Source organism: Adhaeribacter aquaticus DSM 16391, assembly GCF_000473365.1.
Taxonomy (GTDB): domain Bacteria; phylum Bacteroidota; class Bacteroidia; order Cytophagales; family Hymenobacteraceae; genus Adhaeribacter; species Adhaeribacter aquaticus.
In genome coordinates, this window is the sequence record NZ_KI421517.1 from 1,396,857 (window position 1) to 1,409,412 (window position 12,556).

Annotated in this window: 10 protein-coding genes and 1 tRNA gene; 10 read left to right on the plus strand and 1 reads right to left on the minus strand. The window is 37.1% G+C overall.

Annotation, left to right across the window (positions count from 1 at the left end; translation table 11 throughout):
* Together ADHAQ_RS0108130 and ADHAQ_RS0108135 are read left to right on the plus strand one after the other, a co-directional pair.
* Window positions 1–1,761 carry a BamA/TamA family outer membrane protein gene (locus ADHAQ_RS0108130; RefSeq protein ID WP_026462512.1) on the plus strand — a complete coding sequence of 587 codons (1,761 nt, stop codon included), beginning with the start codon at window positions 1–3 and terminating at the stop codon, window positions 1,759–1,761.
* 145 nt (window positions 1,762–1,906) lie between these two features.
* Window positions 1,907–1,979 (plus strand) — tRNA-Met (locus ADHAQ_RS0108135).
* 111 nt (window positions 1,980–2,090) lie between these two features.
* On the opposite strand, the gene ADHAQ_RS27155 is transcribed toward ADHAQ_RS0108135, so the two are convergent.
* On the minus strand, window positions 2,091–2,846 hold the full coding sequence (locus ADHAQ_RS27155; protein WP_026462513.1) for a winged helix-turn-helix domain-containing protein: 756 nt from the start codon (window positions 2,844–2,846) through the stop codon (window positions 2,091–2,093).
* Between the two features lie 124 nt (window positions 2,847–2,970).
* Here ADHAQ_RS27155 and ADHAQ_RS24970 point away from each other — a divergent pair, with 124 nt between their 5' ends.
* From ADHAQ_RS24970 to ADHAQ_RS0108180, 8 genes are all read left to right on the plus strand, one after another.
* Window positions 2,971–4,458, plus strand: a complete 1,488-nt coding sequence (locus tag ADHAQ_RS24970) for a serine hydrolase (RefSeq protein ID WP_051359789.1) — start codon at window positions 2,971–2,973, stop codon at window positions 4,456–4,458.
* A 234-nt stretch (window positions 4,459–4,692) separates the two neighbouring features.
* On the plus strand, window positions 4,693–5,760 hold the full coding sequence (locus ADHAQ_RS0108150; RefSeq protein WP_026462514.1) for a sensor histidine kinase: 1,068 nt from the start codon (window positions 4,693–4,695) through the stop codon (window positions 5,758–5,760).
* Window positions 5,753–6,448 carry a LytR/AlgR family response regulator transcription factor gene (locus ADHAQ_RS0108155; protein ID WP_026462515.1) on the plus strand — a complete coding sequence of 232 codons (696 nt, stop codon included), beginning with the start codon at window positions 5,753–5,755 and terminating at the stop codon, window positions 6,446–6,448. The genes ADHAQ_RS0108150 and ADHAQ_RS0108155 overlap by 8 nt, the downstream gene beginning before the upstream one ends.
* 119 nt (window positions 6,449–6,567) lie before the next feature.
* Window positions 6,568–7,272, plus strand: coding sequence for a porin family protein (locus ADHAQ_RS24975; RefSeq protein ID WP_051359790.1), 705 nt, complete (start codon window positions 6,568–6,570; stop codon window positions 7,270–7,272).
* Window positions 7,273–7,308: 36 nt separating this feature from the next.
* Window positions 7,309–8,052 (plus strand): DUF4386 domain-containing protein, encoded by a 744-nt coding sequence (locus ADHAQ_RS24980; RefSeq protein WP_051359791.1) that lies wholly within the window; start codon window positions 7,309–7,311, stop codon window positions 8,050–8,052.
* Window positions 8,053–8,939: 887 nt separating this feature from the next.
* The gene (locus ADHAQ_RS24985) at window positions 8,940–9,392 is read left to right on the plus strand and encodes a cupin domain-containing protein (protein WP_051359792.1); all 453 of its coding nucleotides are present in this window, start codon (window positions 8,940–8,942) and stop codon (window positions 9,390–9,392) included.
* Between the two features lie 1,022 nt (window positions 9,393–10,414).
* Entirely contained in the window at window positions 10,415–11,479 is a 1,065-nt protein-coding gene (locus tag ADHAQ_RS24990; protein ID WP_084523789.1) for a serine hydrolase domain-containing protein, read from the plus strand.
* Between the two features lie 159 nt (window positions 11,480–11,638).
* Window positions 11,639–12,385, plus strand: a complete 747-nt coding sequence (locus ADHAQ_RS0108180) for a CPBP family intramembrane glutamic endopeptidase (RefSeq protein ID WP_026462516.1) — start codon at window positions 11,639–11,641, stop codon at window positions 12,383–12,385.
* Window positions 12,386–12,556 lie beyond the last annotated feature (171 nt).

Below are 12,556 nucleotides of genomic sequence, written 5' to 3' on the forward strand. Positions count from 1 at the left end.
ATGTTGCTTACTTGTGGTATCAGCTTTAGCAGTCAGGGCCAGGATAAGCCAAAGTCGGAGTTACCGGTAAAAAAAACGTATTATCTGGCTTTAAGAACAGGGCCATCTGAGGGAGTTGTTTTACGAAAATATAATTATCAGAAAACATTTTCTGATTCACTGGCAGCCTGGCAAGAAGTACAAGCACTAACCTTGCAATTACAAAATGATGCTTACCTTACTGCTTCTGCAGATTCCTTTTATGCCCGTAACGATACCTTGTATGTGCAATATTTTGTAGGAGCACAGTATCGTTGGGCGCAATTGCGGCAACGAAAGTTCGGGAATGATTTTCTGGAGCAGGCTGGGTATAAGGAAAAGCTTTATAATAATGTTCCTTTCTCGCCCCGGGAGTGGGTTAAGTTGCAGGAAGATGTATTACAATTAGCAGAAAACAATGGGTTTCCTTTTGCTACCATCAAGTTAGATTCGCTGCAGATTCAGGATAATCAGATAAAAGCAATAGTTGCGTTTGATCCGGGTACACTTTATCTGTTCGATTCATTACGTATAGAGGGTTCCAGTCGTACCACAAACCGTTTCCTTTCCCGGTACCTGCAAATTTATCCGGGGCAAGCTTATAATCAGCAAAAAGTAGATCGTATGCAGCAATTACTCCGGCAATTGCCCTACATCGAAGTAATACAAGCTCCCCAAATCAGATTTTTAGAAAATAAAGCCCGTATTATTTTGTTTCTGAACGATAAAAAAGCAAACCAACTAGATGGCTTGGTTGGGTTTCTGCCAGATCCCAGAAGTGCTACCCGTAAGTTTTTAATTAATGGCGAAGCTAATTTAAATATCCGGAACATACGCGGCAGCGGAAAACAGCTGGGCTTGCAATGGCGCAAAGTGCAGGAAGCTTCTCAGGTGCTGGATGCCAATTATATTCATCCTAATATTTTAGGCTCGCCTTTTGAATTGGCCGGAACCTTTAACCTGTTTAAGCAAGATTCAACCTTTCTGACGCTCCGGCCAAAGATACAGGTCTCTTATTATACTTTGCACGGCAGTAAAGTTAGCTTCTTTAGTGAAGTACGGAGTTCCAGGTTGTTACTTTCGGGTTCAGGTATCCGGCAACGCAATGACACACTGCAATTAGCGGACGTGCGGTACCGGGCCTTTGGCCTTAATTACCTTCGTAATTTTTTAGATGATCTTTATTTTCCTAAAAGAGGGTATTTTGTAGATGTGCAGGCAACCGTTGGCAATAAAACTATTTTACGGAACAATGCTTTTGAGAGTGCTTATTATGATACTTTGCAAATGAAAACAACTCAGGTCTCGGGGGCTTTTCGGCTTGAGAATTACCTGCGGCTAGCCAGGAACAGCGTGTTGCTGACGCGTTTAAGAGGAGAGGCCCTTTTTAATCAGCGTCTTTTCCGGAATGATCTGTTCCGGTTGGGAGGCTTAAATTCCATCCGGGGCTTTTCTGAGTTTGCCTTTTTTGCTTCCTCTTATGCCATTAGCACGCTGGAATATAGGCTTTACACGGCTGCTGATTCCTATGTATTGCTTTTTTATGACCAAGGCTATTACCGGCGCGATTTGCCGAAAGATAAAATTCAGCAATATCCATATGGTTTAGGAGGGGGTATCAGCTTTAGTACCGGAGCAGGTATTTTTCAATTTATTTATTCGGTGGGCCGGTCCAAAGAAGTTAATCAGCCAATTGGCTTAAATTTTTCCCGGATTCACTTTGGAATTGTTAGCCGCTTCTAAAACAATGGCTGCTTTTCGCTAATTAATTTTTGTAGATATTAAAATAAAGTAGCTCATATTAAGTTACTTACCTTGAAAGGTAAATAAATTTGCAACCAGATTTTGCTAATTTCGAATATTTATCTACTTTTGTATTACCAAACAGTGCGGGATGGAGCAGTTGGTAGCTCGTTGGGCTCATAACCCAAAGGTCACAGGTTCGAGTCCTGTTCCCGCTACCTAAATGAAGCGTAGATTGCTAACTATAAGCGGTCTACGCTTTTTTGTTTTTATCATTCGTACGTATCCCGGATAATACCAAGGCAGATTAGGACCAAACAAGAAATTACTTATTTAGAAGAGCTTATATTTAAAGACCCCTCATACTTTTTTTTCCTGCTCCATAACTTTCGAAGCATACTTTGAATTAAATTTGAATATTCTTCCTGATCCGATTCCGCTATAAGTTGGTTATTGATATAGAATTTCGGCCTTTGGTCTCCTATCGCTACCAACTTGTATTTTACCTGATCGGCCCCAGTAGTAGTAATGGTATTGAAATAGGTTTCTTCCTCAGTCGCACTTAACTCAGTAAAATTTGATTCTACCGATTCTTTATTTGAGCTCTTTGTCAGCTTAATCTTTGGGGATTCATTACCTACCTCGAATTTATTAGTTTGTCTGTTCCAAATAAAACAAGCAAATAATAGCACTATCACAATTGCCACGGGTATTCTAAGCCTATTGAAATCCAGCTTCCTAACTTCCTTTTTTATAATTGGTTCTTCAGCGCTTATTGTGGCATGTAAAATATATCCTTTTTTAGGAATTGTTTCAATAATTTCCTTCCTATTATCTTTTAAAACTTTTCTCAAAAATGATATAGCTTGGTTTAAAGCATCGTCTGCCCCTCCATAATCATTCCATACTTTATTAATGAGGGTTTCCCGGGTAACTAATTTCCCCACATTTTCAGCTAGTAAATGTAGCACGCTAACTAACCTTGGTTCAAGCCTAAGCACCTCCCCACTTTCTAATTCCTTTAGTTGGTTAAGAGTAGAATCTAATAAAAAGCTATTGTTGAAAACGAGATTGGAATTAACCATGGTTTTACCACTTAAAATGCCTGAAAAGCAATTTATAGGTTAAATATAGGAAATCAAAAGGTTTTCTATAGCCGAAAATAAAGACCCTGACCCTAGGTTTGGCTTAAAATTAAATAACCAAAAAATGTACTTTAAGCTAAACCAAAAAACTATTTTTACTTTAATTTTATTTCTCTGGGTTAATACCTTCGCCTCCTCTCAAAGCCAGTCTACCTATCCAACCGAAATTAATAACAAAATTAAACAGGTTGAAAATAATCTGGTTTCTTGGGTAAAGCTGGATAGTACTTCCAATTGGAACATCTATCAGCGCATGAAAGAAATGCATGTCAACGGCCTTAGTATTGCCGTGATAAATAATTATAAAATTGAATGGGTAAAATCTTACGGATGGGCTGATACTGCCCAAAAGCGCCCAGTTACAGATCATACCCTGTTTCAATCCGCCTCTATTGGTAAGTCTATTCACGGCTTTGCCTACATGAAATTGGTAAAAGATAAGAAAGTTGATTTGACCAAAGACATCAATACTTATTTACGCAGCTGGAAATTTCCTTATGATAAGATCTCCAAAGGGAAACTCATTACCCTTGGCCATCTGCTAAGCCATACCGCAGAGTTAAATGTACACGGTTTTGATGGTTATAAATGGACGGAGAGCTTACCTACCCTAAAGCAAATATTGAATGGCGAAGAACCAGCGAATAATCCAGCGGTCCGGTCAGAGGTTGAACCCGGAATAAAGTTTGAATACTCTGGCGGTGGTTATGAGATTAGTGAGTTATTGGCCGAAGAAGTAACAAACAAGTCCTATAAATCCCTAATTGAAACTTCTATTTTTAAAACGCTCAAAATGTCCAATAGTACCTATATTTTAAAACCTACCGCCAATAGAGCTGCTACTGCTTATCGGTTCGATGGGAAAGCTATTGGGTGTAAATATCATCTATATCCAGAGAAAGCTTGCGGCGCAGGATTATGGTCAACAGCAACCGATCTGGCAAAGTTCGTTATTGAAACCCAGCTTTCGCTGGAAGGCAAATCAAGTAAGATTATTGATCAGGAAAGGGCAAAAGCCATGCTAACACCGTATTTACCAATCTCTAATTACGGCTATGGGTTCTTTCTGGAAAAGCGGGGTAAGGAAGAATATTTTCAGCACAGTGGCTTAAATGAAGGCTTTAGTAGCCAATATTACGGGTCATTTAAGAACGGTAAAGGAGTAGTGATACTTACCAATTCAGATAATACTGATTTTCTGCAGGAGATTGTAAATAGCGTGGCAACTGTATATGATTGGAAAGACTTTTACCCATCAACTACAAAAAAAGTAGTTAGTCTTCCTAAGAATATTTTAAATAAATATGTAGGGAAATATAGGTTTCAAGATGAAGATACCGGGCCGGCCATATCCATGGAAAATGGTAATTTATATCTTCTTGCCCCTGGATCACCAACAAAGTGGAGAATGTATTTTACTTCTGAAACTGAATTTTTTATGTTAGAGGCTAAGTGGGCGAACCAGCAATTCTTTATGGATGCAAATGGGAAAGTTGCGGGACATTACATTCTAGGAAGCGATAGCAAACAGCCTGTTTTTAAAGTTGAATAATATTGAGCTTCAGCTAGTGATCTAAAAAAACATTTAATTTAGAGATCTGGCTGAACAACTTGAAAAATGATTTAATGGCCAACGTCTAAGCTTAAGGCAAACAGAAAAGGATCTTTAATTATTAAACGAGATTGTAAAACAAATAAGCCAGGAACTCTTTTATTTGAACACTACCAGAATTCCTGCAATTTCTATTTTCCTGTTCAAATAAATGAAATTTGCTAGCTTTAACGGATGAAAAAATCATTCGCGGTTTCGCTTCACGTTGGTTTCTGGTTATGTTATTGGTTATTAATTATCATCATCCTTGCTGTCTATAACCGTAGCCTGGGTGGCGAAATTGATCATGCTCCCAGAATTATCAATGCGCTAAAAAATCTGGCCTTATTCGCTATCCTTCCATCCGTTATCTGTTATTTTAGTTATTGCTTCTTTCTATTCCCCAGGTACCTTCAGCAAAAGAAATATTTCCTTTCCGTAGTATTTTCCTTAGCCATAGCTATCACCACTGCTACAATTTTCTATTTCCTGCATCGGTATTTTATAGAGCACGGCTATGTTATTGATATGGATGCAGGCGGCAGAAATGGTCGTTCTACAGCAATAAGAGTGATTTTAGTGACTACTTTTATTGGTGGTATTTGCGGCATAATTGCTTTAGTTATCCAGGGATTTATCACCTGGTTCCAGGAGATTAAATTAAAAGAGGCTTTGCGGGAAAAAAACTACGAAATGGAGATGGCTTTAATAAAATCTCAGCTAGACCCGCACCTTCTGTTTAACACCATAAACAACATTGATGCGTTAATATTAAAAGATGCCGTGCGTGCTTCCGAGTATCTGAATAAGCTTTCCGATATCATGCGGTTTATTCTCTACGAAACCAAAGCTGATAGAATTGCTTTATCACGGGAACTTGAATACATTGCCAAATACATCGACCTGCAAAAGATAAGAACAGCGAATAAAAGTTATGTAAATTATACCGTCACAGGTAATGCCGATGATAAGCAGATTGTTCCTATGGCTTTTATTTCCTTTATTGAAAATGCGTTTAAGCATACTACCAATAAAAAGGTAGAAAATGCTATTACCGTTACTATCTTAATTGAAGAAAAAACGACCCGGCTACTTTGTGAAAACAAATTTGATCCTCATTTTAAATCAGATACTAAAGATGGTGGGTTAGGCAACGAACTGATTCAAAAGCGACTCAACCTGACCTATGGAGAAAACCACAAACTGGAAGTCCGGAAGACAAACGATATTTACCAGGTAAGCTTAACCCTAATCCATGAATAAAATTAATTGCATCATCATCGAGGACGAACCGCTGGCCCTGGAGAAAACCAGTGACTTTGTGAGCAAGATCCCATTCCTTAACCTGGCAGCAACCTTTGACAATGCACTGAGCGGCCTGGCGTACCTGAACAGCAATAAGGTAGACCTGCTCTTCCTGGATATTAACATGGATGAATTAACGGGTATAGACTTGCTCGAAAGCACCAGGATTAACAGCGAAGTAATAATTACCACCGCGTACCAGGAGTATGCCCTGAAAGGCTATGAACTACGCATTACCGATTACCTGTTGAAGCCATTTACTTTTAACCGTTTTTTACAGGCGGCCAATAAAGCCCAGGAAAACCTGAATAACCGGCAAGCAGCTTCACCTCCTGAATTTATTTTTGTAAAAACCGAAAACCGCCTGGAGAAAGTCCTGCTCAATGAAATTATTTTTATTGAGGGAATGAGAGATTACCGGAGAATTCATACCGGAACCAGGAAGATAATGACCTTGCAAAACTTTAGCGAGTTTGAAAAAATTATTCCTTCCACCATGTTATGCAGGGTTCATAAATCCTTTATGGTGGCCATAAATAAAATTGAATCCATTGAGCGAAGCCGGATAAAGATAGGCGATGAATTAATTCCTATTTCCGATACTTACAAAGACGCTTTCTTCCAACTCGTCAACTACAGGGCATAGTACCATGTCCGTTTGCAGATTAAAAACGGCAGGATGCAGACGTCTTGTCCCGCTTTGCATATCGTAATTGCAGCCCCTTTCGGTGCCCTATATTTTTGTTCTATAAATCAATAACATTTATGATTATGAACAAAAAAATGAAAACAACGCTGGGAATGATTTTCCTTTTTAGCAGTGCATACGGTCAAACAACTGACCTTGGTGTAAAAGCGGATAAAGAGAATAAAGCCATTCCCCAAACCTATTTTACCCCCATCATCAAATTGGCAAGTTCCAATCTGAATTATGGTAGTGATAATTCATCGGTAGCAGATTTTAAAAAGGAACTTAAAGGTATCCAGGCGGGTGCTTCTGTCCAGATAGGCTTAGCGCCCCATGTTTCCCTGCTAACGGAGTTCTACTATATGCGGAAAGGCGGAATATTGAAAGCAAATAATCCTTTAACCACCGATGAAACAACTTACAAGTTTAATACTTTAGAGCTACCGGTACTGGCCCGTTTGCATCTGGGCAGAATACACGTGAATGCCGGACCTTCTGTTGCATATTATTTTTCTGGGAAAGAAAAAACCACTGATCAAACTAAAGCCATTTCTTTTAACAAAACTGGAGATGGCTACCGGCGCCTGAAGGCAGGAATTGGTATGGGAGGCGGCTATACGTTTCCAATAAAACAAAAGCAGTTTACTTTGGACATCCGGTATAACCACGGGCTGACTAATATCTCACATTCCAAAGAAATGTACAACCGGAGTATAGTTGTAAGCATAATTGCAGTTAAACGACCTAACTCAAAACCTGCGACCGAAATAGGTACATTATAACCTTATCTGCATCTAAATTTCTGAAAACATAATGATATGAAAAAGAACAGAAGTACAGCAATTGCGGCAGGCGTGTTTTTTATAATAGCAGCAGTTGCCGCAATCGTAAGCCTTATTCTGTACAATCCTATTCTTCATGATGCGGATTATATCCTGAATGGGGCAGAAAATTCAACCCAAATCAAGTGGGGTGCCTTCTTTGAAATTATAACAGCCTTTGCGGTAATCGGTACCGCAGTAACCTTATTCCCGGTACTGAAAAAATACAATGAATCCATGGCAGTAGCCACGGTTACTTTCCGATTGCTGGAAGCAACAATCATTATAATTGGCATAATGAGCCTGCTAACTATTTTAACTTTACAGCAGCATCCAGGTGAAATCAGCGCAAACAGCGCCGCTTACCTGGTGAATGCCAAATTATTAGTGGCTCTTCACGATTGGACCTTCCTGTTTGGACCTAACATTGTTTTGGGGCCCAGTACTTTTATAACGGGTTATTTGCTTTACCGATCCGGGCTTGTTCCAGATTTTATTAGCGTATTGGGCATGGTAGCCGGACCACTTGTTTCCGCTTCAGGTGTAATGGTCATGTTTGGCATGTACCCTCAGGTTTCGGTATTAGGAGCCCTTACTTGCTTACCTGTTTTCCTTTATGAAATGTCGCTGGCAGTTTGGCTTTTAGCTAAGGGTTTTAAGCAGGAAGAAAAGATAAACGAGCCTAAAGTTGATTTACAGTTTTATGCCAATGCTCTTGGTCTTAAAAGACCGCATTTATAAAAGAATAGCTCAAGTCTGTTTGTTTAGCAGGTTTTTATAAAAACCTTCAAATATTTACGGCTTTAAAATTTAAAAATGCCCTACCACCCTTACACTAAATATAGTTCTTCTGGAAAGTTTTTTCGCAAAAACAATGAGAAGTTAATTATCTATATTGGAAGCTTAATAACTAGCTGTTATGCTTGTTTGCGCCTCCCGGAAAAAATAAAAAGGCTGCCGGTTTGTTAGCCTTTTTATATAAAATGTGTTTGTTGTTAGTTAAAAGATGCAGTGTTGATGGTATAAAGTCACATATAAATATATAGTATAACAAGGATTACATTTTTTTATTAGCTCTTCTTGTATGCGTTTTTGGTTCCTGCAATTTAGCCAATTTATAAGGGTATTTGTCCAGATCACCTATTACAGTGCCAACTTAACTTATGCTGTTGCCTACTAGTAGAAGTAAGCCGGCTACGTGCGGTAATAGCACCTTGTTTTAAGTTCTTATCACCTGTTATAAAAAAGAAATAAAAGTTTCGTCCTTCGCATAAATGAGCTGTTCAATGGCAGCAAACAGGTGCATTTGGATGTTTTAAACCACCATTCTTTTAAGTCTTTGTAATTTGCCTGGGCAAGGATTTTTGTTTTTAAACTTGGGCTATTGCCGGTTAGTAGCAAAATAAAGTAAAGGTGTAAAGATTACTTTAATCTGTAAAAGAGTCATCCTTTTGATAAACCAGAAAAGAAGGTTCTGCCAGATTTAAATAAACTTATGGGTATATTTTTGGTTAATAATGCTTTGAATTTCAATAATTTATAGCTAGACTAGTTCTTTCATAATTTATTGAGGAATTATTTGCTACTAATTTTAATAAGGATGCATTTAACCATTTAAAAATATAAAGATGGAAACAGCGACCAACATACCAAAGGTAATTACTTCCCAGGAAGGAGCTAAGTTTGACATATCAGGGCATGAGATAACGGTGATACTTCATAACTGGGCAGGAAACAATAACTATGTTTTTCGAATGAGTTCTCCTCCCGGTTCGGGTATTCCGCCACATGTTCATAAAAATGAGGATGAAGTAATTTACATCTTAGAAGGTGAGTTTGAAGTAATGGTTGGAGGTGAAGTTTTTAATGCAACTGCAGGCGATTGTTTAAACTTTGTCCGCAATATTCCACATGCTTATAAAAATATTGGGACGACGGATGCTAAAACATTATGGTATGTAAGTCCGGGTAAAGGCTTTGAAGAATTTTTTGGTGAGCTAAGCCAATTTCCTCCGGGACCTCCGGATATGGAAAAGCTTAATAGCCTATGTGATAGATATGGGATGAAATTCTTAATATAGTTATACCGCTATCAAGGTGTTTAGGCAATGTCGGTGGACGAATAAGGGATCGGTGTATCGGTATTGAAGTGTGGTTGTTTGTAAACTGAAGGTACCTAAAAGCTAATACTGCATAAAAATATTAGTATTAAAAAAAAATTAACAAAAAGCGCCCTCTCCGAAGCTGTTCAAAGGAATCTAGGGAAGGCGTTTTTTTATAAGCATTAAGTTATTTACAGAAAAGCTTTTGCTTTTGTAGATTTAGGATTCAAGTTTTTCCTCTAAGTACTATACTAAATATTACCATGTATCATGAGATACAATGGGTAGGTTGCTGGATAGTCTTTGGAATAGTTTTACCTTGGCAATATAATGAAAGGACTAGAAGCTATTTTAATAGCTATAACTTTATAAATAACAGCAAGCACTTTTACCTAAAGGTGAAATGGCCGAAACTGATACCATTTGTCCCTTAGTTTATATTTTATAAAACGTTTTTTCTCTTTAAAAACTAGCGGCATGAATAATTGGGAAAAATAAGATTTTCAATTGTAAGAAAATCTTGAACCTGACAGGGCAAGCTGACTTTTATGGATATAAATATAACCAAGCGAAGAATACAATTGAAAGTGATCTGTTTTCGGTAATTATTCCAAACCTAAGCTATAAGATACAGTTGTAACTAAGTGTAATCTTAGCAAAGTTGCTGAAAGAATTCAGCAAAATAATTATATTAAAAATCACTTCTGAAAGTATTTGAAGCAAATTATCTGATAAGGCAACTGTTAGTAATAAAATAAAAATTCCTATGGTAGCATCAGAGCTTGCTGGTTCTTAAGTAATGCAATAATGCCAGACGAAATTACCACCCATTACCAGCGCATTTGCAAAAGTGGACGATTCTGGGCGATTAGAAAAATCTAATAATTTTACTATTCGGATGATAGCAGAAAAGAACAATGCTTTTAAAATTTACCTACGCATAGGCGCGAAAGGTGACCGGCAATTCTTACGATCACATTCATTACTTTAATTTGAAATAAATGTTTACAAGAATAATAACAGTAGTAGTCTTTAGCTTATGTATCAGTACAACCTACTCCCAACATTTAAATATTGCCAAACTTGACAGTTTATTTCAAACTCTTGAACTGAGTAATAAGTTTATGGGGGGCGTTGCAATTTCTAAAAATGGAGAAATTGTTTATACTAAAAATACTGGTTATTCCGATATTGAGACCAGCCGAAAATCACAAATCAACACCAAATATAGAATAGGTTCTATCACAAAAACATTTACAGCAATATTGATTTTAAAAGCAATAGATGAAAAAAAATTAAAACTTGATCAAACAATCGAAAAGTATTTTCCATTAGTTACTAATGCCGATAAAATCACAATAAGAACCCTTTTAAATCAAAGAAGCGGCATTCATAATTTCACTAAAGATGAAGATTATGAAAAATATAAATTTAAAGGTAAAACTGAAGATGAAATGATTGCTATTATTTCAAATGCAGGAAGCGATTTTGAACCAGACTCAAAAGCAGCATATAGCAATTCAAATTATGTCTTGTTGTCCTATATCCTTGAAAGAATTTATAAAGAACCATATGCTGAAATACTAAACAAAAAAATAGTGAGGCCACTTGGTTTACGGGATACATACTTTGGCGGTAAAATTGAAATAGAGCATAATGAGACTAATTCATATGAATTTGATAATGATTGGATAAAACAGCCTGAAACGAATTTGCTTATGTTTACCGGAGCAGGAGCAATTGTTTCTACTCCAACTGATGTACTTAAATTCGCAGAAGCTGTTTTCAATGGAAAGGTACTTTCAAGTTCAAGCTTGAAAGCTATGAAAGAAATTAAAGACGATTATGGGTTGGGAATAGGAGAATTTTCTTTTGAAGGAAAATTAAGTTATGGACACACCGGACACATTGATGGCTTTAATTCCATGTATGGCTATTTTGTAAAAGAAAAGATTTCATTTGCCATAACTTCAAATGGAACAGGTATAAATAATAATGCAATCGCAGTAGGCTTATTAAGTATTGTTTTTAATATACCTTATAAAATTTCATTAACCTTCAATTGAAATCACGAATGATTAAATAAAACTGCTACCAACACTACACAATGGCCATGCCTGATCTGACGCTACACAAGTAAATCAAATTAGAGTTATAAATTGTAATGCTGTAATCGGCTGGCACGGATCCTTATGCGATGCCGTTGGTGGTAAAAATTAAAATGAATGGCTAATACTAAGCTTAGATTTCTTTGGAGTAGATTATTTAAATTCAACTGGGTGTTTGGATTGATTTTATTAGTAGCCATATGTGTACCCAGATTTTGGATGGTTTTGAATGCAAACCTAACTGGCAATTATGGTAGCATAGGTATTATTATGGCCATTTCTGCTCTTGTTCCTTTCATCTTTCTATCTAAAGAAGGGCGTAAACAAATAGGGGTTACCAAGCCGAAAAATTATACATGGATTCTGTATTCTTTCCTGGCCGGTATCGCCATCAGTGCCATAATTTTTGCATTGGGTTATATTTTATACACAAATACGCTGAATAACTGGTTCGTGTATATTGGACGGTCCTACAACATTGCTACGGATTTAAATGCGCAGGATAAACTAATTTATTTTATCGTTTTTGCTGTTACCGGGATGTGCTTTAGCCCAATTGGGGAAGAACTATTTTTTAGAGGAATTGTGCATTCAAGTTTTAGTGTAAGTTTAGGAGAGAAGCAAGCCACTATAATAGATAGCCTAGCTTTTGCCTTAACACATCTTGCTCATTTTGGCATTGTCTTTATTTACGACAGGTGGAAGTTCTTGTTTATTCCATCCATACTATGGGTATTGGCGATGTTTATAACAAGTTTAATTTTTATACAGTGTAAGAAAAAGACAGGTTCAATAATAGGCGCCATAGCTAGTCATGCAGGGTTTAATTTAGCGATGATATATTTAATCTTTTATCAATTATAAATAACGCCAACTTCGGCCGACATTCCTGCTGCCAATTACACAAAGCCGTTATCGGAAAGCTTAAATAATCCTTCATAATTGACAATGGGTTATTTTAAAACTTGCCAATAATATTTAAATTATTATTAATGACAAGTACTACAAAACAACTAGGATTATTTTCAAAGGAAG